The 22,479-nt window shown below is 64.1% G+C and carries 22 protein-coding genes; 6 read left to right on the forward strand and 16 right to left on the reverse strand.

Translation table 11 applies throughout. From position 1 onward, the window contains the following. Window positions 1-16: 16 nt before the first annotated feature. The 4 genes from AC2CGW_RS02495 to AC2CGW_RS02510 all read right to left on the reverse strand — a co-directional run bounded on the left by AC2CGW_RS02495 (window position 17) and on the right by AC2CGW_RS02510 (window position 4,280). A complete protein-coding gene (locus AC2CGW_RS02495; RefSeq protein ID WP_484573469.1) occupies window positions 17-859 on the reverse strand; it encodes an amidohydrolase family protein in 843 nt (280 codons plus the stop codon). 16 nt (window positions 860-875) lie between these two features. Next, window positions 876-2,150: an MFS transporter gene (locus AC2CGW_RS02500; protein ID WP_288377398.1), complete on the reverse strand. Its 1,275-nt coding sequence runs from the start codon at window positions 2,148-2,150 to the stop codon at window positions 876-878. A gap of 129 nt (window positions 2,151-2,279) precedes the next feature. Next, window positions 2,280-3,011 carry a GntR family transcriptional regulator gene (locus AC2CGW_RS02505; RefSeq protein ID WP_186711373.1) on the reverse strand — a complete coding sequence of 244 codons (732 nt, stop codon included), beginning with the start codon at window positions 3,009-3,011 and terminating at the stop codon, window positions 2,280-2,282. Between the two features lie 129 nt (window positions 3,012-3,140). After that, on the reverse strand, window positions 3,141-4,280 hold the full coding sequence (locus AC2CGW_RS02510; RefSeq protein ID WP_484573470.1) for a TDT family transporter: 1,140 nt from the start codon (window positions 4,278-4,280) through the stop codon (window positions 3,141-3,143). A gap of 162 nt (window positions 4,281-4,442) precedes the next feature. Between AC2CGW_RS02510 and AC2CGW_RS02515 the strand changes: the two genes are divergently transcribed. Both AC2CGW_RS02515 and AC2CGW_RS02520 read left to right on the forward strand, forming a co-directional pair. Further along, window positions 4,443-5,627: an MFS transporter gene (locus tag AC2CGW_RS02515; protein WP_186718996.1), complete on the forward strand. Its 1,185-nt coding sequence runs from the start codon at window positions 4,443-4,445 to the stop codon at window positions 5,625-5,627. Window positions 5,628-5,778: 151 nt separating this feature from the next. Then, window positions 5,779-9,255 (forward strand): hybrid sensor histidine kinase/response regulator, encoded by a 3,477-nt coding sequence (locus AC2CGW_RS02520; RefSeq protein ID WP_484573471.1) that lies wholly within the window; start codon window positions 5,779-5,781, stop codon window positions 9,253-9,255. On the opposite strand, the gene AC2CGW_RS02525 is transcribed toward AC2CGW_RS02520, so the two are convergent. Both AC2CGW_RS02525 and AC2CGW_RS02530 read right to left on the reverse strand, forming a co-directional pair. After that, window positions 9,227-10,600 carry a DNA recombination protein RmuC gene (locus AC2CGW_RS02525; protein ID WP_186667339.1) on the reverse strand — a complete coding sequence of 458 codons (1,374 nt, stop codon included), beginning with the start codon at window positions 10,598-10,600 and terminating at the stop codon, window positions 9,227-9,229. The two genes, AC2CGW_RS02520 and AC2CGW_RS02525, sit on opposite strands and share 29 nt — an antisense overlap. Before the next feature lie 168 nt (window positions 10,601-10,768). Further along, on the reverse strand, window positions 10,769-11,191 hold the full coding sequence (locus tag AC2CGW_RS02530) for a tetratricopeptide repeat protein (RefSeq protein ID WP_186667126.1): 423 nt from the start codon (window positions 11,189-11,191) through the stop codon (window positions 10,769-10,771). 957 nt (window positions 11,192-12,148) lie between these two features. Between AC2CGW_RS02530 and AC2CGW_RS02535 the strand changes: the two genes are divergently transcribed. The 3 genes from AC2CGW_RS02535 to AC2CGW_RS02545 all read left to right on the forward strand — a co-directional run bounded on the left by AC2CGW_RS02535 (window position 12,149) and on the right by AC2CGW_RS02545 (window position 14,510). Then, complete coding sequence (locus tag AC2CGW_RS02535; RefSeq protein ID WP_186667127.1) at window positions 12,149-12,373, forward strand: hypothetical protein; 225 nt, start codon at window positions 12,149-12,151, stop codon at window positions 12,371-12,373. Between the two features lie 246 nt (window positions 12,374-12,619). Then, entirely contained in the window at window positions 12,620-13,102 is a 483-nt protein-coding gene (locus AC2CGW_RS02540) for a hypothetical protein (RefSeq protein WP_484573472.1), read from the forward strand. A gap of 145 nt (window positions 13,103-13,247) precedes the next feature. Next, window positions 13,248-14,510 (forward strand): OmpP1/FadL family transporter, encoded by a 1,263-nt coding sequence (locus AC2CGW_RS02545; RefSeq protein WP_063545839.1) that lies wholly within the window; start codon window positions 13,248-13,250, stop codon window positions 14,508-14,510. 44 nt (window positions 14,511-14,554) lie between these two features. Here the strand turns inward: AC2CGW_RS02545 and AC2CGW_RS02550 are convergent, their stop codons facing one another. Next, on the reverse strand, window positions 14,555-15,484 hold the full coding sequence (locus AC2CGW_RS02550; protein WP_484573473.1) for a LysR family transcriptional regulator: 930 nt from the start codon (window positions 15,482-15,484) through the stop codon (window positions 14,555-14,557). Between the two features lie 117 nt (window positions 15,485-15,601). On the opposite strand from AC2CGW_RS02550, the gene AC2CGW_RS02555 reads away from it, so the two are divergent. Further along, entirely contained in the window at window positions 15,602-15,859 is a 258-nt protein-coding gene (locus tag AC2CGW_RS02555) for a DUF2798 domain-containing protein (RefSeq protein ID WP_065862204.1), read from the forward strand. 25 nt (window positions 15,860-15,884) lie between these two features. Here the strand turns inward: AC2CGW_RS02555 and AC2CGW_RS02560 are convergent, their stop codons facing one another. From AC2CGW_RS02560 to cobU, 9 genes are all read right to left on the reverse strand, one after another. Then, a complete protein-coding gene (locus AC2CGW_RS02560; protein ID WP_484573474.1) occupies window positions 15,885-16,436 on the reverse strand; it encodes a glutathione peroxidase in 552 nt (183 codons plus the stop codon). Window positions 16,437-16,482: 46 nt separating this feature from the next. Then, window positions 16,483-16,605 carry a hypothetical protein gene (locus tag AC2CGW_RS02565; RefSeq protein WP_272979658.1) on the reverse strand — a complete coding sequence of 41 codons (123 nt, stop codon included), beginning with the start codon at window positions 16,603-16,605 and terminating at the stop codon, window positions 16,483-16,485. Next, window positions 16,602-17,804 (reverse strand): MFS transporter, encoded by a 1,203-nt coding sequence (locus tag AC2CGW_RS02570; RefSeq protein ID WP_484573475.1) that lies wholly within the window; start codon window positions 17,802-17,804, stop codon window positions 16,602-16,604. Before AC2CGW_RS02570 ends, AC2CGW_RS02565 begins: the two co-directional genes overlap by 4 nt. Window positions 17,805-17,867: 63 nt before the next feature. Then, complete coding sequence (locus AC2CGW_RS02575; protein ID WP_186711541.1) at window positions 17,868-18,272, reverse strand: MarR family winged helix-turn-helix transcriptional regulator; 405 nt, start codon at window positions 18,270-18,272, stop codon at window positions 17,868-17,870. Window positions 18,273-18,326: 54 nt separating this feature from the next. Further along, window positions 18,327-19,439 carry a glycoside hydrolase family 5 protein gene (locus AC2CGW_RS02580; protein ID WP_484573678.1) on the reverse strand — a complete coding sequence of 371 codons (1,113 nt, stop codon included), beginning with the start codon at window positions 19,437-19,439 and terminating at the stop codon, window positions 18,327-18,329. A 166-nt stretch (window positions 19,440-19,605) separates the two neighbouring features. After that, entirely contained in the window at window positions 19,606-20,340 is a 735-nt protein-coding gene (locus AC2CGW_RS02585; protein ID WP_484573476.1) for an adenosylcobinamide-GDP ribazoletransferase, read from the reverse strand. Beyond that, entirely contained in the window at window positions 20,340-20,909 is a 570-nt protein-coding gene (gene cobC / locus AC2CGW_RS02590) for an alpha-ribazole phosphatase family protein (RefSeq protein WP_411383084.1), read from the reverse strand. The genes AC2CGW_RS02585 and cobC overlap by 1 nt, the downstream gene beginning before the upstream one ends. Next, a complete protein-coding gene (cobT, locus tag AC2CGW_RS02595; RefSeq protein WP_484573477.1) occupies window positions 20,906-21,961 on the reverse strand; it encodes a nicotinate-nucleotide--dimethylbenzimidazole phosphoribosyltransferase in 1,056 nt (351 codons plus the stop codon). The genes cobC and cobT overlap by 4 nt, the downstream gene beginning before the upstream one ends. Continuing rightward, window positions 21,958-22,479, reverse strand: a complete 522-nt coding sequence (gene cobU, locus AC2CGW_RS02600; RefSeq protein ID WP_484573478.1) for a bifunctional adenosylcobinamide kinase/adenosylcobinamide-phosphate guanylyltransferase — start codon at window positions 22,477-22,479, stop codon at window positions 21,958-21,960. Before cobU ends, cobT begins: the two co-directional genes overlap by 4 nt.

The following is a 22,479-nucleotide window of genomic DNA, read 5'->3' on the forward strand; positions in this document are numbered from 1 at the left end:
AAAAAGACAGTTGCCCCTACGCGAACCCGAACAGCCCCCGCGCCGTGTCCACCAACAGCGACCGACGCAGCGCAGCCGAGCAGCCCAGTGCATCGAACTGCTCGACCACCGCCGTAAAGCTCATCACCGACTCATGCTGGGTATGCGGCCAGTCGCTGCCCCACATCAACCGGTCCGCACCATAGTGCGCCTCCAGGGCGCACAGCGCCTGGCGGGCGAAGTCCAGGTTCTGCTCGGGCGAGCCACCCAGTCGATAGATCCCCGACACCTTCACCCACACCTTGCCCTGCCCGCCCAGGGTCAGAAGCTCGGCAAACCCCGGCTGCCCCAACCCCAGGCGTGCATCCGGCCTGCCGAAGTGATCGATCACGATATCCACACCATATGGCTGCAAGGCACGCACCAGTGCCGGTATATCGGCCACCTGCCGATGCAGTTCGACATGCCAGCCCAGATCGCCGATGAGCTCCAGCAGTGACCGCCAACCGGCGTCGCGCAGATCAGGCAAGGCCTGCCCCATCAGGTTCAGGCGCACGCCGCGTACCCCGAGGCGCGCCATCTGCTCAAGGGTGTCGCGCGCAATGCCAGGATCGAGCATCACCACCCCACGCAATTGCCTGGGCGCAGTTTGCAACGCCGCCAGCAGGTAGCTGTTGTCGGTGCCGAGAAAGCTCGGCTGCACCAATACGCCATGACTGAAACCGTGCCCGGCCAGCTGGGCCAGGTAGTCGCCCAGCGGCGCATCGTAGGTGGGTGCGTAACGGCGCTCTGCTGCCAGGTTCAGCCCACGGCTGAACACGTGGGCGTGGCTGTCGATCGCAGTGAATGGGGAAACAGGGGTTTGGGGCATGATGCTCATTCGGGACTATTGAAAGTTACTTGGCGACCGCACCCGCAACCTGCGGCGAGGCAGGGGCCTCGAGGTTGCGACCGCGGGTTTCCGGCAGGCACAGTGCGGCGATCACTGCCACGCCGTAGGCGATGCCGGCATCGATGCCGATGGCTGCCCCCAGCGACATGGATTCGCTCATGTGACCGACCAGGAACGGGAACACGGCCGACAGCACCCGGCCGAAGTTGTAGCAGAAGCCCACCCCGGCACCGCGCACGTCGGCCGGGTACAGTTCGTTGAAGAACGCCCCCAGACTCGCGGGGATACCGGCGGCGAAGAAGCCCAGCGGGAAGCCGAGGAACAGCATCTGCGTATTGCTCAGCGGGAAGAACACGTAGGCCTGCACCGTCAGCACGCAGCACAGGGCGAACAGCAGGATGTTCTTGCGCCGACCAATACGATCGATGAGCAGGCCACTGACCACGCAACCACACCAGAAGGCGAAGATGATCACCGCCAGGTAGCCGCCGGAGTTGAGCACCGAGAGGTTGCGCTCGGTCTTGAGGAAGGTCGGCAGCCAGGTCATCACCGCGTGGTAACCACCATGGGCACCCAAACCCAGCAGCCCGCCCAGCAGGGTCACGCGCAGCAGTTCAGGACGGAAGATGCCGGCCATGGACTTGGTGAAGCTGACGGGAATGGCCTTTTCCTTCTGCAGGCGCTGGAAGCTGTCCGGCTCGGGTACGTTGCGCCGCACCCAGATGATCAGCAGCGACGGCAGCAGGCCGACGAAGAACATCACCCGCCAGGCGAACTCCTGCGGCACCAGCGAATAGATCAGCGCAAACAGCCCCACCGCCAGGCCCCAGCCCACGGCCCAGGCGCTCTGTACGGTGCCCATGACCTTGCCGCGGTATTTCGGGTTGATGGTCTCGGCCATCAGCACCGCGCCTGCGGCCCACTCGCCACCAATGCCGAAGCCTTGCATGGCCTTGACGAACAGCAGCGGGTAGAAGCCGGTGACGAAGGCCGACAGGAAGGTGAAGAAGGAGAACCAGAGGATCATCCACTGCAGGGTGCGCACCCGGCCGTAACGGTCGGACAACGTACCGCCAAGCCAGCCACCGATCGCCGAGGTGACCAGCGTCAGACCACTGATCAGCCCAGCATCGCCCTTGGTCAGGGAAAACGCGGCGATCAGCGCCGGGATGGCCAGGCCGAACATCTGAACTTCAAGGGCATCGAGCGACCAGCCACCAAAGCAGGCCCAGAACGTCTTGCGTTCGCGCGAGGTGATTTCGCGGTACCAACTGAACATGATTTCTTATCCTTCTATGTCGTGTGTGCGAGGTCAGAGAGCGGCCGGACGCACGCCGGCCGGGCAGGCAGAACCACGGCACCGTGCTGGCACGGCGCCGGACGTCACAACGGGGCGTGAAGCGCCCGGTCAGCGAATATCGATGCGGTAGCGGAAGTGCTCGGCATGGCCGCGCGAACGGCGCCATTCCAACGGTTTGCCGGCGTAGTCACGGGCCAGACGCTCGATCACCACCACCGGACTGCCCTCCGGCATCTGCAGCAGGCGCGCGTGAACGGCATCGACCGACTCGGCCGTGAGGGTCTCCTCGGCATAGGCCACCACCTGGCCGCACAGCTCTTCGTAGATCGGGTAGAGCAGCGGGCCCTTGCGGTCCAGCTCGACCTCAAGCAGTGGCTGGAACGTCTGGCGCGGCAGCCAGATTTCCTCGGCCAGTACCGGCTTGGCACCGAGTAGACGCAGGCGCACGATGTGAATGACTTCGGCTTCCGGCGCCAAGCCCAGGGCACTGGCAACCGCCGAGGGCGCCGGGACTGGCTCGATGGACAGGATGCGACTCTCGGGAACGGCACGCTCGCCGTTGGCCGACTCGAAACGGAAGAAGCGGAACAGCGAGGAATGGAACTGCGGCCGACGAATGAAGGTGCCGCGGCCTTGCTGGCGCTCCAGCACGCCCTCGGTCACCAGCACATCGACGGCCTTGCGCACGGTGCCGACCGACATGTCGAACTCACTGGCAAGGGCCGCTTCGGTGGGAATGGCCTCACCAGGGCGCCAGCGGTTATTGGCGATCTGCTCGACCATATGGTCGCGCAGTTGTTGATAGCGGGGCAGACGCGCATCACCGGGCAAAGTGTTCATGGAGGCCTGTCTCTGGTCTTGTTATATAAACATATATATGAATTTTTCCGAGAGTATTCCTGCTGCCCTGAACGCTGTCAATCCTCCGCCTATCGGCTTGAACGATCACCCGCTAAAAGATCCACGCACTCAACGATTGGCGATACAGGGCGAGACGAACAGCTCGCCACGCCAGGCGCCCTTGAGCGTGCGGCTCGCCACCACCAGCCAGAGCACCGCCAGCATCGCTACCAGCACTTGCCCGAACACGGTGAAGAAACCCAGGCCCAGCCAGGCCGACAGCTTCAGGGTGGCGAGGCTGTAGACCCCCAGCGGGAAGGTGAAACCCCACCACCCCAGGTTGAACGGCATGCCCTGGCGCATGTAGCGCAGAGTGATCAGTACTGCGGTCAGCAGCCACCACAGGCCAGCGCCCCACAACACCATCCCGGCCACCAGTCCCAACCCGCGTGCCACTTCACCCAGGTTGCCCAGGCCATTGGCCGCGAACACTGCGGGCGCATCGCCGCCCAGCAGCAGCATGCCCAGCGCCCCGGTGGCGATCGGGCCCAGCGCCAGCCAGCTGGATGCGGCCATGTTGGCCGGCGGCAGCTTGTGCAGCGCCATGCGCAGCATGAGGATGGTCAGGATGCTGAACGCCACCGGCAGCGACACCGCCCACAGCACGTAGCTGGTCACCACCACCAGGAACTGCGCATGGACATCCGCCAGGTGCGGCGCCAGCAGGCCACCACTGGCCGCCGCCACCTCGGCCGCTACCACCGGCAGCAACCACACTGCAGTCATCTGGTCGATGCTGTGCTCCTGGCGGGTGAACATCAGATAAGGGATTGCCACGCCACACAGCAGTGCCAGCGCCACGTCCAGCCACCAGAGCGCCTCGACCCAAGGCAGCACGCCGTCGCCCCAGCGCTCGAGGCCAAACACCAGCGCGCCATTGAGGATGGTCGCCAGACCCATGGGGATGGTGCCGAAGAACATCGAGACCGTGGAGTGGGCGAAGATCCGCCGCGCCTCGTCGAAGAACAGCAACCAGCGCGCGCCGTACAGCACGCAGAACAGGATGAACAGGCCAATGGTCAGCCACCAGAGCCCTTCTGCCACGCCATGCAGCGCCGGTATCTGCAACTGCCGCAAGGCCAGCGCGAGGACACCGGTGCCCATGGTCGCGGCAAACCAGTTCGGGGTGAACTGACGGATCACTTCCAGCGGGCGGGCCAACTGGTGGAAGGGCCGCAAGGATGCAGCGCGAGTCTGTGGGCAGGTCATGGCAAGATTCCTCGTGTAAGGTGGAATCATCTTATGCCCGCAAAGAATATCCATATAACGGTTATTTTCTCTATCTGTTATCTATTATGCAGATATAGCGCAAGCCAGAGCCGGTGGCTTATGCTTGCTGCCTGCGACAATTCCAACAACAAGGACGTGGCAATGCTCGCCGCACTGAAACGCTATCCCTCCGCTGTCCGCCTGCTGCTGCTCACCACCTTCGTGCTGACCCTGGCGCGCGCGATCACCCTGCCCTATCTGGTCGTCTATCTGTCGGACAGCTTCCAGTTGTCGGTCAGCCATATCGGCCTGCTGATCGGCGGGGCACTGATCGTCGCCTCGTTGCTGAGCCTGTATGGCGGTCATCTGGTCGACACGCTGCGCAACCATACGGTGATCATCGTCGCAACCCTGGTGTTCACGCTGTCGTTCGCCGTCGCCATGTTCAGCCCCTCGGTGGCGCTGTTCTTCCTGTGCCTGGTGCTGATCAACCTCGCCCTGGCGGTGGTCGACATCGCCAGCAAGGCCGGATTCTGCGCCCTGCTGCCGGTGGAGGAGCGCGCCGAGGTGTTCGCCATCAAGTACACCCTCAGCAACATCGGCTATGCCGTCGGCCCGTTGCTGGGAGTGGCGCTGATCGAGCTCGATGGCCATCTGCCGTTCCTGGTCTCGGCGCTGATCGGCCTGCTCATGTGCTTGGTCTACCAGCGTCTGGGCGATCGCCAACTGCGCCCCAGCGAGCCGCAACGGCCCGGTGCCGGCTTCGTTCAGGTCGCCATGGGGCTGGCGCGGGACCGGCGCCTGGTGTGCTTCACCCTGGGCGGGGTGCTCAGCGCGGTGGTGTTCGGCCAGTTCACGGCCTACCTGTCGCAATTCCTGGTGGTGACCGCCAGCCCTGCCGAAGCGGCGCGGCTGGTCGGGGTGCTGGTGACGACCAACGCGGTGACGGTGATCGCCCTGCAATACCTGATCGGCCGACGCATCAGCCGCCAGCACCTGATGCCTTGGTTGATGGCTGGCATGGCGCTGTTCATCGCCGGGCTCGTGGGTTTCTCGTTGGCCGGCTCGGTGCTGGCCTGGTGCCTGGCCATGCTGGTGTTCACCCTCGGCGAGATCATCGTGATTCCCGCCGAGTACATGTTCATCGACCTGATCGCGCCGGAGCATCTGCGCGGCGTCTACTATGGCGCACAGAACCTCTCCAACCTCGGCGCGGCGCTGGGGCCGGTTCTGGTCGGGTTTGCCCTGGGGTATGTGGTGCCGGTGGCGGTGTTCTACCTGCTGGTGCTGTCGGTGGTGCTGGCGGCGTTGTTCTATTGGCTGGGGACGCGAGGGGCAAAGGCTTAGAGCGGCGCTGGCCGTTTCGCGGGCAAGCCCGCTCCCACAGGGGCCCCTGCGACCACCTGCCACTGCGACCATCGTCTGCGCTGACGAACCCGCGCCCGCGTGCCAGACTGATTGATCGGGACCGCGTTTTCCTTTTTGCTCCGGAGTTTGCATGTCGTTGTCCAGCGGGCTGATCGCCGTGGTCGCCCTGGCCTATATGGCCATCATGTTCGCCATCGCCTTCTACGGCGACCGTCGCAGCACGCCGTTGCCGCCGCGCCTGCGCGCCTGGGTGTACAGCCTGTCGCTGGCGGTGTACTGCACCAGCTGGACGTTCTTCGGTGCGGTCGGCCAGGCGGCCGAGCAGCTCTGGGCGTTCCTGCCCATCTACCTGGGCCCGGTGCTGCTGCTGATCTTCGCACCCTGGGTGCTGCAGAAGATGGTGCTGATCAGCAAGCAGCAGAACATCACCTCGATCGCCGACTTCATTGCCGCCCGCTACGGCAAGTCGCAGACGCTCGCGGTGGTGGTGGCCCTGATCTGCCTGGTCGGCGTGCTGCCTTACATCGCCCTGCAGCTCAAGGGCATCGTGCTTGGCGTCAACCTGCTGATCGGCGCCACCCCCGACGCCACCGGCACCCGGGTGCAGGACACCGCACTGGTGGTGTCGCTGGTGCTGGCGCTGTTCGCCATCGTCTTCGGCACGCGCAGCCTGGATGTCACCGAACACCATCGCGGCATGGTGCTGGCCATCGCCTTCGAGTCACTGATCAAACTGCTGGCGTTTCTTGCCGTCGGCGCCTTCGTGGTCTTCAACCTGTACGACGGTTTCGACGACCTGTTCAGCCAGGCACGCCAGTCGATCCATCTGGAAAACTACTGGCAGGAGACCATCAACTGGCCATCGATGGTGGTGCAGACTGCCGTGGCGATGATGGCGATCATTTGCTTGCCACGGCAGTTCCACGTCACCGTGGTGGAAAACATCGAGCCCCAGGACATGCGTCTGGCGCGCTGGGTGTTCCCGCTGTACCTGGTGCTGGCCGCACTGTTCGTGGTGCCGATCGCCCTGGCTGGGCAGATGCTGCTGCCGGGCACGGTGATTTCCGACTCCTTCGTCATCAGCCTGCCGCTGGCCGAGGCCCACCCGAGCCTGGCCCTGCTCGCCTTCATCGGCGGCGCTTCGGCCGCTACCGGCATGGTGATCGTCGAGGCAGTGGCGCTGTCGACCATGGTCTCCAACGACATGCTGCTGCCCTGGCTGCTGCGACGCACCAACGCCGAACGCCCGTTCGAGGCCTTCCGCCACTGGATGCTCTCGGTGCGCCGGGTGACCATCGTGGTCATCCTGCTGCTGGCCTACGTCAGCTATCGCCTGCTCGGCTCCACCGCGAGCCTTGCGACCATCGGCCAGATCGCCTTCGCCGCGGTCACCCAGCTGACCCCGGCGATGCTCGGCGCCCTGTACTGGAAGCAGGCCAACCGCCGTGGCGTGTTCGCTGGCCTCGCCGCAGGCATCTTCCTGTGGTTCTACACCTTGGTGCTGCCGATCGCCGCCCATAGCCTGGGTTGGTCGCTGCAGTTGTTCCCCGGCCTTGCCTGGCTGCACGGCAACCCGCTGGACCTGCCGATCACCCCGCTGACGCAAGGGGTGGTGCTGTCGCTGGCGGGCAACTTCATGCTCTTTGCCTGGGTCTCGATCCTCTCGCGCACCCGGGTTTCCGAGCACTGGCAGGCCGGGCGTTTCATCGGCCAGCAAACCAGCGCCCGCCCCAGCAGTCGCACCCTGCTGGCGGTGCAGATCGACGATCTGCTCAACCTCGCCGCGCGCTTCGTTGGCGAGGAGCGCGCACGGCAGAGCTTCATCCGCTTCGCCTACCGCCAGGGCAAGGGCTTCAACCCCAACCAGAACGCCGACGGCGACTGGATCGAACACACCGAGCGCCTGCTTGCCGGCGTGCTCGGCACCTCCTCCACCCGTGCGGTGGTCAAGGCGGCCATCGAAGGCCGCGACATGCAGCTCGAAGACGTCGTGCGCATCGCCGACGAAGCCAGCGAGGTGCTGCAGTTCAACCGCGCCCTGCTGCAGGGCGCCATCGAGAACATCAACCAGGGCATCAGTGTGGTCGACCAGAACCTGCACCTGGTGGCGTGGAATCGTCGTTACCTGGAGCTGTTCAACTACCCCGACGGGCTGATCAGTGTCGGCCGACCGATCGCCGACATCATCCGCTACAACGCCGAGCGCGGCCTGTGCGGCCCGGGCGAGGCGCAGGTGCACGTGGCCAGGCGCCTGCACTGGATGCGCCAGGGCCGGGCGCACACCTCCGAACGGCTGTTCCCCAACGGGCGGGTGATCGAACTGATCGGCAACCCCATGCCCGGCGGGGGCTTCGTCATGAGCTTTACCGACATCACCCCGTTCCGCGAAGCCGAGCAGGCGCTCAAGGACGCCAACGAGGGGCTGGAGCAACGCGTGGCCGAACGCACCCACGAGCTGTCGCAACTGAACCAGGCGTTGTCGGAAGCCAAGAGCCATGCCGAGGCGGTCAGCCAGTCCAAGACCCGCTTCCTCGCCGCCGTCAGCCACGACCTGATGCAACCGCTGAATGCCGCGCGGCTGTTCTCCGCCGCCCTGTCGCAACAAGCCGAGGGCCTGAGTGAGGAGGCCCAGCAACTGGTGCAGCACATGGACAGCTCGCTGCGCTCGGCCGAGGAGCTGATCAGCGACCTGCTGGACATCTCGCGCCTGGAGAACGGCAAGGTCACCCCCGACATCAAGCCCTTCGCGCTCAACGAACTGTTCGACACCCTGGGCGCAGAGTTCAAGGTACTGGCGGCCGAGAAAGGCCTGGAATTCCGCTTGCGCGGCAGCCGACTGCAAGTCGCCAGCGACATGAAACTGTTGCGCCGGGTGCTGCAGAACTTCCTCACCAATGCCCTGCGCTACGGCAAGAGCCCGATCCTGCTGGGCGCTCGGCGCGAAGGCGAGCACCTTTGGCTGGAGGTCTGGGACCGCGGTCCGGGCATCGCCGACGACAAACTGCAGGTGATCTTCCAGGAGTTCAAACGCCTGGACAGCCATCAGACCCGCGCCGAAAAAGGCCTGGGCCTGGGCCTGGCAATCGCCGATGGTCTGTGCCGGGTGCTCGGGCATCGCCTGGAAGTGCGCTCATGGCCAGGCAAGGGCAGCGTGTTCCGGGTCAGCGTGCCGATCGCCAGACATTCGGTGGCAGCGCCCGCAGCGCCAGTGGAACCGGGCGGGCAGCCGCTCGCCGGGCTGCAGGTGCTGTGCGTGGACAACGAAGACAGCATCCTGATCGGCATGAACAGCCTGCTCGGGCGCTGGGGCTGCCAGGTCTGGACCGCACGCAATCAGGCCGAGTGCGAGGCGCTGCTATTGAAGGGCATGCGCCCGCACCTGGCGCTGGTGGACTACCACCTGGACGATGGCGAAACCGGCATCGGCCTGATGGTCTGGCTACGCACGCGCCTGGGCGAACCCGTCCCTGGCGTGGTGATCAGTGCCGACGGGCGCAACGAAACCATCGCCCAGGTGCATGCCGCCGGGCTGGACTACCTGGCCAAGCCGGTCAAGCCCGCCGCCCTGCGCGCCTTGCTCAATCGGCATCTGAGCCTGGTTCAGTAAGCGTTGCATCGGCCAGCGCCTCATCCGACAGCGCCCGCTCCAGCAGGTCGGCCGGCAAGCTCTTGCTGGCGCGCGCGCCCAGCAGCTTGAGCTGCTCGCTGCGGCTGATCAGGTTGCCACGCCCTTCGCACAGTTTGTTGCGCGCTGCGGCGTAGGCCTTGTCGACCTGCTGCAGGCGCGCGCCGAGCTCGTCCAAGTCCTGGATGAACAGCACGAACTTGTCGTACAGCCAACCCGCACGCTCGGCGATCTCGCGGGCGTTCTGGCCCTGACGCTCCTGCTTCCACAAGCTGTCGATGACCCGCAGGGTCGCGAGCAAGGTGGTGGGGCTGACAATGACGATCTGTCGGTCGAAGGCTTCCTGGAACAGGCCCGGCTCGGCTTGCAGCGCTGCCGAGAAGGCCGCTTCGATGGGCACGAACAGCAATACGAAATCCAGGCTGTGCAAGCCATCCAGCCGACTGTAATCCTTGCTGGAGAGGCCTTTGACGTGGCTGCGCAACGACTGCACGTGCTGTTTGAGCGCCGCCTCGTCGTTGCCGGAGACGAACTGCTGGTAGGCGGTGAGGCTGACCTTGGCATCGACCACCACCTGCTTGTCTCCCGGCAGCATGATCAGCACATCGGGCTGGAAACGCTCGCCATCGGCGCTCTTCAGGCTGACCTGGGTCTGGTATTCGCGGCCTTTCTCAAGGCCCGCATGCTCCAGTACCCGCTCCAGAATCAACTCGCCCCAATTGCCCTGGGTCTTCTGGCCCTTGAGCGCCTGAGTGAGATTGGTGGCCTCATCAGACAGACGCAGGTTGAGTTGCTGCAGGCGCTCAAGCTCCTTGCCCAGCGAGAAGCGCTCGCGGGCCTCCTGCTGATAGCTTTCTTCCACGCGCTTTTCGAAGGCCTGGATGCGCTCCTTGAGCGGATCGAGCAATTGCCCCAGGTGCTGTTGGCTGGTCTGGGCGAAGCGCTGCTCGCGCTCGTCGAAAATCTTGGTGGCCATCTCGGCGAACTGGGCACGCAGGGTATCGCGGGCTTCCTGCAAGTCGTCCAGGCGCTGGGCGTGGCTTTCCTGCTGCTCGCGCAGTTCGGCGTCCAGGCGTGCGGCCTGGGCCTCCAGGCGACGCAGTTCGGCTTCGCGGGTGGCGCGCTCCAGGTTCCAGGCATGGGCAGCATCGCGGGCGTTGTCGCGATCGATCTGCAACAGTTCCAGTTCGCGGTTCTGCGCGGCGAGCGTCGCCTGTTTGTGGCTGTTGGCTTCGCTGAGGTCGCTGATCTCGTCGCGACTGGCCTCGAGCTGCGCCTGCAGGCCGGCCTGGGCCAACTGCGCGGCACTCAGGCGTTCCTGCATCAGGCCGGTTTCGGCCTGGCGGGCAGCGAGCCGACGCTGGAGCTGCAACACCCACCCCAGACATGGCACCGCGGCAGCCACGATGCCCAATAGAATACTGGCCAGGTCCACTGCCATGCTTGCTCCGGTCAACGCTTAGATTGTGCGCAGCTTACAGGTTTTTTGCCGGTGCTATCGCAGCGAAGGCAGCAGCCCAAGCAGCCGCCGCGCCTCCTGCGAACCCTGCCCTGCCGCCAGCTCCAGCCAGTACCGCGCTTGCTCGGGGTCCTGCGCCTGGCACAACCGGCCATATTCGAGCTGAGCCCGGCTATCGCCTGCGCGGGCGGCCTGGCGCAGCAGCTCGTGGCCGATACGCCGATCCCGCGCAGTGCCGCAGTCACGGCAGAGCATCTGCCCCAGGCGACTCTGCGCCACCACCACGCCTTGCCGGGCGGGTTGTTTGAGCATACGCCCCGCAAGGTGCTTGACGCTGGGCTTGTCGCCCAGGCGCGGGTTGTCGAGCAGCCACAGGGCCACTTTCAGGGAAAAGCGCTTGGGGGAAACCAATGGCGCAACGGCGGGGGATCCAGCGGGGGATTTACCACGAAAATTCATGACAACAGCGATGGTGATTCGAAAGGCGCGCCACTCTACTCCTTTTTTTCGACAAAGGCCCGGTGCAACCTTGGGGCGTTGGGAAAAAATATTTTATGGTTCTTTTCTTGACGTTTTCACCCCAGAGAAAGGTCGTGGGTATTTTCCTCGGCGCAGTGTCGGACGCTTCTGAAAACAGCTGGCACGCCCGTCCTAGAGCAAGCCCTAGGGACAATCCACAGAACCTGTGGATAACTCGGTGGACAACCCCCCCTTGGCGCCCGCAAACCCCTGTGGAATGGGGCTTACAGTCAAACTGACGATTTTTTCACCAGCCAAAATAAGTGTTTTTTTTCATTGACTTAAGGGCTCAGTCAAGTCATTGGCGGAGTCCGGGGAGCCTGTTGCAGAACGGTTACAAGTCATACTCCAAGTGTGCACAAGTGCACCAACGAAGTGCCCGGGCTTGCACCACGAAGAAAAAACCGCGCTATTTCACGGCATCGCGCCCTCTTCACAGAAGCCCCGCGAACAGAGATAATGATCGGCTTCGCTGAAGAAAAATCAAAAAGGGCTTGCCATTCGGCAATTCTTCCAGTAGTGTGGCCGTCGTTAGTACCAAGCTGAAAGTCAATTCTGGCCACAACGTCCTTGCGAATTGCCACCCTCCCCGGGTAGCACCGCTGAAACCAGGACCGGCCCACTCGATGATTCCCTCGACGGCAACAGCCGCTCCAGCACGAATCACCTAATGACAGATTGATCGGGATCTTCACCCAGCGGCCTAGAACCTGGTCCGCGGGATGCTGCCCGCCTTCCGAAGTACCTACCAGTCAGCCCGGCGCCTTACTTGTGCTTGCGCTACCTCTGGCTGCTCTGTTCCGGTCAGGTTTTTCGCCTCCCTTAATAAAGGCGTCACCGGAACGTTTCTATTGTGCACGGATCGAAACCCGTGTCTTGAGCAGGAAATCTAAAAAAATGACTAATCACCATCAGATCCAGCGCGCCTTCGGCACGCTTTCTCAGGCCTTCGCCCCACTGAAGTGCCTCATCGTTGCCCCTCGCAAGGGCAGCTTCAGCTTCACCCTGGTCGACGAACACGGCGTGGCCTGTCACACCGAGCGCCTGTATCCAGAGCACTACACCCGTGCAGAGCCGCTGCAGGCGGTAATCGATCGCACCCGCCAGTCGCTGGTCGCATGAATGAATGGGTGAGGATTCACCCCATGAATGAGCGACCCTGATCGCTGCCCGAAACGCTCTTTGCTTAATTGCCACAAGGCATATAGCGCAGGCGCTGCGGCAGCAATCGATTTAAAAACAGCCCTTTACACCATGATTATCACACTACACTTCAACTCGAGCGGTGCGAGCCGCTTCCGGCGGGCCTGATCATCCATTAGCTGCCAAGCTCCAGCGCCCGTCGGCCCCTGACAGTTCGAGGGCATCATGGGTATCGCTGCGAACGAGTTGAGCCAATATGTGATCCGCCCCACGCTGATCTACCTGGATCGCCACAGCGCGAGCGCCGAAGCCTTGCTGTTGGGGGTCGCCGCCAGCCAGTCCAGCCTTGGAGCGGCCCTGCACGACCGTCGCGGTCACGGCCTGTACAGGATCGGCGAGACGCGCCATCAGACCCTCTGGGACGAGTACCTGGCCCGCGACCCCGAGCTGGCAAGCCTGGTACGCGGGCTTGCCAGCCAGCATGCCTTCCTTGGCGGCCCGCACCTGGAGCTGACGGTCAACCTGCGCTATGCCACCGCCATTGCCTGGATGCTCATCGAAGAACAGGCCACCCCTCTACCCGCCGCCGACGATCTTCTGGGCCTGGCGCGAATCTGGCGACAGACATTCCACCCCCAGGGACGCCTGCGTGATTTCACCCAAGCCTGGCACTGCTGGGTAAATCCGATAATGTCCCAGGCATCTTAAGAACTGTCCTACGCACAAACCGGAAAAAAGGGAATTTTGGTCGGATTGTCCTACAAAACCGCTCTATCTCCGCCGATACAGGCTATGGCGTAGTGCGTGATTTGTTGGTAGCTTTTCGCCCCGGAGATCCCAAGGAGTTCTAATAATGAAAACAGTCATGCTCAAAACCTCTCTCGGCGTCGCGATCGCGCTCGCTTCCAGCCAACTGTTCGCCAGCGGCTTCGCCCTCAACGAACAAAGCGTCAGTGGCATGGGGACAGGTTTTGCGGGTCGTTCTTCCTCTGCCGACGATGCCAGCACCATTTACGGAAACCCTGCCGGCATGTCGCGCCTCAAGCGCGAACAGATCACCGTAGGCGGCGCAGCCGTCATCGCCAAGACCGACATTTCCGGCCGCGGCAGCAACCTGGGCGGGAAAATGGACGGTGACATGGTGCCGTTCGTGGGCGTGCCCATGGGCTACTACGTCAAGCCAATCGATGATCACTGGAGCCTGGGCTTCGGCGTCTACGTGCCCTTCGGCCTGGTCACCGACTACGGCAGCAACCACGCGGCGCGCTACTGGGGCAAGAAAAGCCACGTCGAAGTGGTCACCTTCCAGCCGACCGTCAGCTACGCCTTCAACGACAAGGTGTCGATCGGTTTCGGCCCGACCATCAACCGCATCAAGGGCGAGCTGGGTTCGAGCACCATCAACCCGCGCTCCCCTGGCCGCAACGATGGCGAAGTGAAGATCAAGGGCGATGACACCGCCGTGGGCTACAACATCGGTATCCTGGTCCAGGCCACCGACCGTACCCGCCTCGGCCTGACCTACCACTCGATGGTCGACTACAAGCTCGAAGGCAAGACCAAGATCAACAACGCGTTGATCGGCCCGTTCAGCGGCAGCAAGTTCGACGCCGACCTGAAGATCAAGACGCCCGAGTCGGTAGACTTCTCGGTCACCCACGAACTCGACGACCAGTGGACCCTGTACGCAGGCAGCACCTGGACCCGTTGGAGCCGCCTGAAAGACATCACCGTCACCAACGACGTCCCTGCCCCGCTGGCCGGCCAGTTCGGCACCATCAGCGAAGAGCAGAACTGGCACGACACCTGGGCTCACGCCATCGGTGCCTCGTACAAGGTGAACAAGGAGTGGACCCTGCGTACCGGTTTCACCGTCGACCAGTCGCCGACCAACAACCACGACCGCTCTCCGCGCATCCCTACTGGCGATCGCAAGATCTTCAGCCTGGGTGCCGGCTACAGCCCGACCGACGACGTGACCATCGACGTGGCCTACTCCTACCTGTGGGAAGAGGACACGAAGGTGAACCTGGCCAGCGCCACCAAAGGCACTTACCAGGCCAAGTACGAGAACAGCGCTCACGGTATCGGAGCTTCGCTCACCTACCGCTTCTGAGTAGGTTCGACCTGCATGAAAAAACCGCCCTCGTGGCGGTTTTTTCATGCCTGCACGCGCCAGCTCTCCCCAAGGCTCACCTGCAGATACTCCATGAACACGCGCACCTTGGCGGTCATGGCAAAGCGATCAGCCACGCACAGAAACACATCCATCGGTTCGGTCTGCGCATACGCCTCACCGGACTGGGCAGAGTCGAACAACGGCACCAACTGACCACTGTCCAGGTGCGGGCGCACAAGGAACTCGGCCAGGCGCGTCACCCCACCATCGTTGAGCGCCATTTCCGCCAGGGCCTCGATGTCATCGCTGATCAGCACGCGTCCGAACTCAGCCTCGAAGCGCATACCATCCCGCACGAATCCCCAGCGCAGCAGCCGCCCATCGACGGGGTAACGCAGCACCAGGCAGCGGTGATCCCGCAACGCCTCGGGCGTGGTCGGCCGGCCGGCCTGGGCCAGGTAGCCGGGCGAGGCACAGCAGACGAACGGGATACGGGCGATATGCCGAGCCAGCAAGTGGTCTTCCAACTGCGGAGTGATACGCAGGCTGACATCGACATCTTCGCGGGCATGATTGACGCGACGATCACTCGCAACCATTTCTATCGAAAGCAGCGGGTAACGTGCACTGAAAGCGGGAATCAGTGGCGCCAGGATACGGCGCCCGAATGCCGATGTGGCGGCAATGCACAAGCGCCCTTGCGGTTCGGTATCGGGAGTGGTGACCGCTTGCTCGGCCAGGATCAGGTCGCGCTCCACCTGCTTGACCCGGCTGTAATACTGGCTGCCAGCGGGCGTGAGGGCCATGCTGCGGGTGCTGCGCGATAGCAGGCGGACCTGCAGGTGCGCTTCCAGGCGTGCCAGGTTCTGGCTGACCGCTGCCGCACTCAGGCCCAGTGCGCGCGCCGCACCGGCAATGCTGCCGGCCTCGACGACCTTGATGAAACTGCGGATGGCGTTGAGCAGATCCATGGCGGGCTCTGGGGATTCGTAAGAATCTCTTTATAAAGAACTCAGCGCGACGGGTCTACAGCGCACAGGAGGCCATTGTTACCCTGCGCTTCTCATGTTCAACCAAGAGGCGCCCTCATGACTCCTTTGTCCCAGCCCCGCCGTCGCAAGCTGCGCGCCAGTGCCACACCCTATGTCTTCGCCTTCTACATGTCGGCGATCATGGCGATGCTGATGTGCTTCGTGATCACTGCTGCAACGGCCGGCATCGACCAGGACTACTTGCGCAAAGTACTCCAGGCCTATCAGTTGGCGATGCCGGTGGCGTTCGTCTGCGTGCTGATGGTGCGGCCCGTGGTGATGCGCCTGGTGGCAATCACCGTGCACCCGCACTGATCGCCCATCAACAGAAAGCGCTGCATCAAGGCTGCGACGCAATGGCCTTCTCGATAGCCGCCCGGAACGCCGGATCATCCGGCTTGGTCAGGCTGGAGAAATTGCCGATCACCTTGCCTCGCCGGTCCACCACGTACTTGTAGAAATTCCACTTGGGCGCACTGCTCTGCTTTGCCAGCTCGACGAACAGCGGGATCGCATCCTTGCCACGCACCGACTGGGTCTTGGTCATGGTGAAGGTGACGCCGTAGTTGGCGTAGCAGACCTTGGCGGTCTTCTCGCTGTCGGCATCTTCCTGCTTGAAATCGTTGGAGGGGACGCCGAGCATTTCCAGCCCCTGCTCGTGGTACTCCTTGTAGGTAGCCTCCAGGCCCTCGAACTGCGGCGCGAAGCCGCAGTAACTGGCGGTATTGATCACCACCAACGGCTTGCCGGCGTAGCGCTGGCACAGCTCGACCTGCCCTTTGCCACGCAGCTCCGGCAGGCTGCCCTGCAGCAGCGCCGGGCATTCGGCCGCCCAAGTGGAAGCAGTGACTGTCAGGGCCAGCAAAGGTAGCGCGAACCAACGAGTGAGCATGTTCTTGTTCTCCTGCAAGACAATTCCTTGCCTTGCAGGGTAGCGCTTAACAAACACCCATGCCCAGTTGCATCAACGCCAATCCGCCCTGATGCCAGCCCCACCAGGCGAGCGCCACCACCAGCAGCGCACCCGCCACCAGCAGCCCGCGCAGCAAGGCGCGGTTCATGCCGCCGTGGCCTGCAGGCGCGCAACCGGGCGTTCGCGCACCGGCCAGTTGAGGGCCGCCGCCAGCAGGCTGAGCAGGATGGAGATCTGCCAGACCAGGTCATAGCTGCCCGTGCGGTCATAGACCACCCCGCCCAGCCAGCCACCGAGGAAGGCGCCGAGCTGATGGAACAGGAACACGATCCCCCCCAGCATCGACAGGTTGCGCACACCGAACAGGGTCGCCACCGTGCCATTGGTCAGCGGCACCGTCGACAACCACAACAGGCCCATGGCAATGCCGAACAGGTAGGCGCTGAATTCGGTCACCGGTATCCACAGGAACAGCACGATCACCACCGCCCGCAACAGATAGAGGCTAGTCAGCAGACGCGGCTTGGACATGCGTCCGCCCAGCCAGCCGGCAGTGTAGGTGCCAACGATGTTGAACAACCCGACCAGTGCCAGCACCGTGGTGCCGATGGTCGCTGGCAAGTGCTGGTCGACCAGATAGGCCGGCAGGTGCACACCGATGAACACCACCTGGAAACCGCAGACGAAAAAGCCCAGTGCCAGCAGCCAGAAACCGGAATGCGAGCACGCCTCGCGCAGTGCCTGGCCCAGCGTCTGCTCGCCGCCCTGGCTGGGCAGTGGCCGATCGCGCAGCAGCCCGACGAAAGGCACGATCAGCGCCACCATCAAACCCAGTACCAGCAGCGCTGCCGACCAGCCCAGCCACTGGATCAGCCCAAGCGTACCCGGCAGCATGGCGAACTGGCCGAACGATCCCGCCGCGCTGGCAATCCCCATGGCCATGCTGCGTTTTTCCGGCGGCACCGCGCGGCCAACCACGCCGAGGATTACCGAGAACGAGGTACCAGACAGCCCGATGCCGATCAGCAAGCCAGCACTCAGCGACAACGACCAGATCGAATCGGCCATGCCCATCAGTACCAGGCCAACGGCGTAGAGAATGCCGCCAATGATCACCACCCGCGCCGCGCCCAGGCGATCGGCCAGCGCGCCGGCGAACGGCTGGGCCAATCCCCAGATCAGGTTCTGCAGGGCGATGGCGAAGGCGAAGACTTCACGCCCCCAGCCAAAATCGGCGCTCATGGGGGCCAGGAACAGGCCGAAGCCATGCCGCACACCCAGCGACAGCGCCAGGATCAGCGCCGCCCCGAGCAGCACCCAGCCACTGGTTCGCCAAACGGAAGTCATTGTTGTTGTCTCCTAACCATCGCAAGGTTTGTGCGGGTATATACCCGCTTTATAGGGCACATTTCAGGCCAAACGCTCCAACAAGCGAACCAGTTCATCGCGCTGCTCCTCGCCCAGATGCTCGACCAACTGTAGCTGAGCCTGCTCCCAGGCAGGATGTGCGGCAGCCAGGCACGCCTTGCCAGCCTCGGTCAGGCACACCAGGCGATTGCGCTGGTCGCTGCCCTCGCCAAGCGCCACCAACCCATCGGCCTCCAGCACCCGCAGGTTGCGACCCAAGGTGCTGCGGTCCAGGCCCATGGCCTCGGCCAGGCTGGTGATACTCGGCTGGTCGAGCCGCTGCAGATGACGCAACAAGGAAAACTGCGCGACATTGATACCGAAGCCCGCCAGGGCCTCGTCGTAATGTCGGCTCACCCCGCGGGCGGCACGACGCAGGTGGGTGCAGATGCATTCACTGGTCAACATGAAAGCGTGTATATACCCGCACCCAGGGATGTTGCAAGAAGTTTCTCGATTCGCTCATGGCTGCAAACGCCGACGAATCGGTTCGAATGCCTCACCGGCCTTACGCTCGAGCGGATCGGGCGCGCCCTCGTCGATAGCCTTCCAGTAGCGCCACGGCACCTTGCCGCTGCCCAGTTCGTAGTCCATGCCATCCCAGCTGTCCTCGCGAAAACTGTAGAAGGCCCAGTGCAGCCGCTCATGCACGAGCACTTCCAGAACGTCCTCCAGGTAGCGATGACAGCCCGGCAGACGGCGCATACAGCCGAACTCGCCGACCACCAGTCGTGAACGCGGGACCCGCATGGCCTCGGCCCATTGCAGCGGAAGTTGCAGGTACTGTGCTACCCGCGCCGCATCCCAGTGCTCGTCACGCCCCGCGAAAGGCACCCTGCCCGGGTATTCGAACGGCCGCTTGCGCGCCATGTTCGGCGCACTGGTGGCAGCGTAGGGTTCGTACATGTGCACGCTGTAGAGCACACGCACATCTGCCAGCGGCCTTGGCCAATAGCCGAAAGCATCGGCCGCGGCATACCAGCCGGCATCGACCATCACCGGGGTCTTGTCGTCCACTGCCCGGATCGCTGCCAGCAGCTTGGCAGACAGTGCCGGCAGATCACGCGGCCCGCCCTGCTGCCGCGCATACCAGGCTTTCATCTGCTCCTGCGAGGCATGCTCCGGCAGACCACCCTGCTTTTCCGGGGCGGGCTCATTGACCAGGTTATAGGCTGCGACAGCGGGATGGCCTTTCAATGCCTGCGCCAGGTCCCGCCAGAAGGCCGCGGACTGAACCCAGTAGCGCTTGTCCTGCCACAGCCGATCATCGAAATGACCCTGATTGTTCTGCGACCAGCGCATGCCCGGCAGCGAAAGCGGTGCGATGACCACTTTCAGGCCTGCACGCTGCGCGCGATCCAGCACCTGTTTCAGTGTGTCCAGATCTGTCTGGACAAGCTCTGTGTAGTTGTCGGCGTCGCCCAACAGGAAATCCCTGCCGGCCGGCTTCCATTTGTCGTACGAAAGCCGCACCCAGGTCGCACCGTAGGCTTGCAGGGCGTCGAAGTAAGCTTGCTCGGGCGGCAGGCGGTTGAAACTGTTACCACCGTGGCGCGGTGTGCCCCAGAAATCGATCAGATCAGCTGCTGGAGCCGTTAGCGGCACCAGTAACAACAGGCCGACAAGCAGACGGTAGAGCATCGGAGATTACCCCAGGGCACGGAAGGAAGCCGAGCGTAACCCTGCAAACACTGGGAAATTTCCACAATGATTGAAGGCAGATTCCGAATTTGCCCGGGTATCAATACAAAAGTGCCAGCCCCAATACCACCGTCAACTCCAGCAGTTCCAGCAGTGCACCTGCAGTGTCACCGGTGGTCCCGCCCAACCGGCGGCACATCTGCCGCCGCAAGAGCGCAAAGACCAGCGCTGCCACTAGAAGCAGCCACAGCCCCAGCCAGCCACCCAGCACCAGACAGCCCAGCGCACTGCCCAGCAGCACCCCGCCTGCCGCACGCCTGGGCAGGTGTTCGGCCAGTGCCGAGCCCAGCCCCCCCGCACGCACATAAGGTGTGCAGAGGAACAAACCGAGCATCGCAGCCCGCCCGACCACTGGCGCCAGAACCAACCAGGCACCCGCGCCACGCTCGACCAGCACCCACAAGGCGCAGAACTTCAACAGCAGCACCAGCACCAGGGTGACCACGGCAATCGGGCCACTGCGCGGGTCTTTCATGATCTGCAAGGTGCGCTCGCGGTCGCCGAAGCCACCCAGCCAGGCATCGGCACTGTCGGCCAGGCCATCCAGGTGCAGGGCGCCACTGAGCAGCACCCACAAGGTCAGCAGCAATGCCGCCTGCAACGGTGCCGCTGCCCCCTGCAGCAGCGCGCTGGCAGCCCACAGCAGCAGGCCGAACAGTAACCCGACGGCGGGGTAGAACAGCAGCGAGCGGCCCATCTGCCGCGGCTCCGGCATGCCCGGCAGGCTTACCGGTAGGCTGCTGAGAAACTGCAGGGCAATCCAGAACGGCAGCATCAGGCTACCTCACGCAACTGGCCGTCAGCCTGCAGCGCCAGGCGTACCAACGCACCGTGCCCCACCTCGACCTGCAGCAACTGCTCACGCGGCAGGCCACGGGCACGCGCCAGCAACAGGCGCATGACACCGCCGTGGGTCACCAGCAGCACGCGCTTGCCCGAGTGTTGCCGGGCCAGGGTTTCGATCGCGGCCAGCACGCGCTCGGCGAAGTCGGCAACCGGCTCGCCTGCAGGCGGCGTGAAGGCGTAAGGGTCAGCCCAGAACAGCCCCAAGGCGTCAGCTTCGGTCTGCATGATCTGCGCCGCGCTGCGTCCTTCCCACTCGCCAAAGTGCAGCTCGCGTACACCCGCTTCGAGCTGCACCGGCAGTTGGAGACCTGCGCCCAGCTCGTCGGCGAAACGTGCACAACGCTGCAAGGGCGAACTGACCAGCACGTCCCAGGGCCCACCCTTCTCGACAGCCGCACGCATCTGCGTCCAGCCCTGCGCGGTCAGGGCGTCGTCCAGGCTGCCGCGCAGGCCGCCGCCCAGTTCGGTCTCACCATGGCGCAGCAGATCGAGGATCATGCCGGGCGATCCGCGACCGCCGCTTCGGCGAAGGTCGCCATCTGCCCGTGCAGCGCGCAGGCCAGACGCATCAATGGAACCGCCAGCGCAGCACCGCTGCCCTCGCCCAGGCGCAGCCCGAGGGCCAGCAGCGGTTCTGCCTGCAGCGCCTCGAGCAAGGCCCGATGCCCAGGCTCGGCGCCTTGGTGGGCGAACAGCAGCCACTGGCGGCACTGCGGATTGAGGCGCACGGCAACCAAGGCCGCCACGCTGCAGATGAAGCCGTCGACCAGCACCGCTATCCCTTCCTGCGCGCAGGCCAGGTACGCCCCCGCCAGCGCGGCGATCTCGAAACCACCGACGCAGGCCAATGCCCGCAACGGGTCGCCGTCCTGCAGGCCGTGCAATGTCAGGGCACGCTCGATCACCTCGGCCTTGTGCCGTACCCCGGCACTGTCGAGCCCGGTACCCGGGCCGCTCAGGGCATTGGCCGGGCACCCGAGCAACGCACTGGCCAGGGCCGCCGCTGCCGTGGTGTTGCCAATGCCCATCTCGCCACCGATGAACAACTGCGCGCCCTGCTCTGCTGCACGCAAGGCACTGTCGCGCCCGGCCGCGAGCGCGGCGCGCAGTTGCGCGTCGGTCATCGCTGGCTGACGGGCGAAGTTGGCAGTACCGGTACCCAGGCGCAGGTGATGCACGCCCGGCAGTTGTAGTTCGGGGTCGATGGTCCCCAGGTCGACCACGTCCAGCGTCGCCTCCAGTTGACGCGCCAGCACGCTGATCGCCGCGCCACCGCCGACGAAATTGCGCAACATCTGGCCAGTAACTGCCTGGGGATAGGCGGAGATACCCTCCTCCACCACGCCATGGTCACCGGCAAACAGGCCGATTGCCACGCGCTCGAGGTTCGGACGCTCACGACCTTGCAGGCCGGCCAGGGTAATCGCCAGGGCTTCCAGCTGGCCCAGCGATCCGGCGGGTTTGGTCAGTTGCTGCTGACGGCTGCGCGCCTGCTCCATGGCGTCGTTGTCGAGGGGTTGGCAGGCATCGAGCCACCAGGTGGTATTCATAGAGCAGGTCCTTTGAGCATGAGAGGAAGGCCGGCAACCGTGAGCACCACGCGCTCACAGCGTTCGGCCACGGCCTGGTGCAGCCAGCCGGCCAGGTCGACGTAACGACGGGTCAGCTCGCCCATGGGCACCACGCCCAGGCCGGTTTCGTTGCTGACCAGGATCAGCGTGCCCGGCAGGCTACCCAGGCAGTCGAGCAGCGCGTCACGCTCCTCGGCCAGGCGCTGCTCGTCGTCGAGCATCAGCAGATTGGTCAACCACAGGGTCAGGCAATCCACCAGCAGGCAGCGCCCTTGGTCGGCTTCGGCACGCAGCACGCGGGCCAAGGCCAGAGGCTCTTCGATCAGCCCCCAGTCAGAAGACCGACGCTCGCGGTGCAGGCGCACGCGTTCATTCATCTCGCCGTCCAGCGGCTCGCTGGTGGCGATGTAGGTGACCGGCAAACCACTGGCCGCAGCCAGTTGCTCGGCCAGGCGGCTCTTGCCCGAGCGGGCACCACCGAGGATCAGGTTGCGCAT

The sequence above is a fragment of the Pseudomonas sp. SYWMCR5 genome (genome assembly GCF_057197165.1).

Coding starts and splice junctions, on each gene's coding strand:
- AC2CGW_RS02495 (WP_484573469.1), bottom strand. CDS start 859: ATGAGCATCATGCCCCAAACCCCTGTTTCCCCATTCACTGCGATCGAC.
- AC2CGW_RS02500 (WP_288377398.1), bottom strand. CDS start 2,150: ATGTTCAGTTGGTACCGCGAAATCACCTCGCGCGAACGCAAGACGTTC.
- AC2CGW_RS02505 (WP_186711373.1), bottom strand. CDS start 3,011: ATGAACACTTTGCCCGGTGATGCGCGTCTGCCCCGCTATCAACAACTG.
- AC2CGW_RS02510 (WP_484573470.1), bottom strand. CDS start 4,280: ATGACCTGCCCACAGACTCGCGCTGCATCCTTGCGGCCCTTCCACCAG.
- AC2CGW_RS02515 (WP_186718996.1), top strand. CDS start 4,443: ATGCTCGCCGCACTGAAACGCTATCCCTCCGCTGTCCGCCTGCTGCTG.
- AC2CGW_RS02520 (WP_484573471.1), top strand. CDS start 5,779: ATGTCGTTGTCCAGCGGGCTGATCGCCGTGGTCGCCCTGGCCTATATG.
- AC2CGW_RS02530 (WP_186667126.1), bottom strand. CDS start 11,191: ATGAATTTTCGTGGTAAATCCCCCGCTGGATCCCCCGCCGTTGCGCCA.
- AC2CGW_RS02535 (WP_186667127.1), top strand. CDS start 12,149: ATGACTAATCACCATCAGATCCAGCGCGCCTTCGGCACGCTTTCTCAG.
- AC2CGW_RS02540 (WP_484573472.1), top strand. CDS start 12,620: ATGGGTATCGCTGCGAACGAGTTGAGCCAATATGTGATCCGCCCCACG.
- AC2CGW_RS02545 (WP_063545839.1), top strand. CDS start 13,248: ATGAAAACAGTCATGCTCAAAACCTCTCTCGGCGTCGCGATCGCGCTC.
- AC2CGW_RS02550 (WP_484573473.1), bottom strand. CDS start 15,484: ATGGATCTGCTCAACGCCATCCGCAGTTTCATCAAGGTCGTCGAGGCC.
- AC2CGW_RS02555 (WP_065862204.1), top strand. CDS start 15,602: ATGACTCCTTTGTCCCAGCCCCGCCGTCGCAAGCTGCGCGCCAGTGCC.
- AC2CGW_RS02560 (WP_484573474.1), bottom strand. CDS start 16,436: ATGCTCACTCGTTGGTTCGCGCTACCTTTGCTGGCCCTGACAGTCACT.
- AC2CGW_RS02565 (WP_272979658.1), bottom strand. CDS start 16,605: ATGAACCGCGCCTTGCTGCGCGGGCTGCTGGTGGCGGGTGCGCTGCTG.
- AC2CGW_RS02570 (WP_484573475.1), bottom strand. CDS start 17,804: ATGACTTCCGTTTGGCGAACCAGTGGCTGGGTGCTGCTCGGGGCGGCG.
- AC2CGW_RS02575 (WP_186711541.1), bottom strand. CDS start 18,272: ATGTTGACCAGTGAATGCATCTGCACCCACCTGCGTCGTGCCGCCCGC.
- AC2CGW_RS02585 (WP_484573476.1), bottom strand. CDS start 20,340: ATGCTGCCGTTCTGGATTGCCCTGCAGTTTCTCAGCAGCCTACCGGTA.
- cobC (WP_411383084.1), bottom strand. CDS start 20,909: ATGATCCTCGATCTGCTGCGCCATGGTGAGACCGAACTGGGCGGCGGC.
- cobT (WP_484573477.1), bottom strand. CDS start 21,961: ATGAATACCACCTGGTGGCTCGATGCCTGCCAACCCCTCGACAACGAC.
- cobU (WP_484573478.1), bottom strand. CDS start 22,479: ATGCGCAACCTGATCCTCGGTGGTGCCCGCTCGGGCAAGAGCCGCCTG.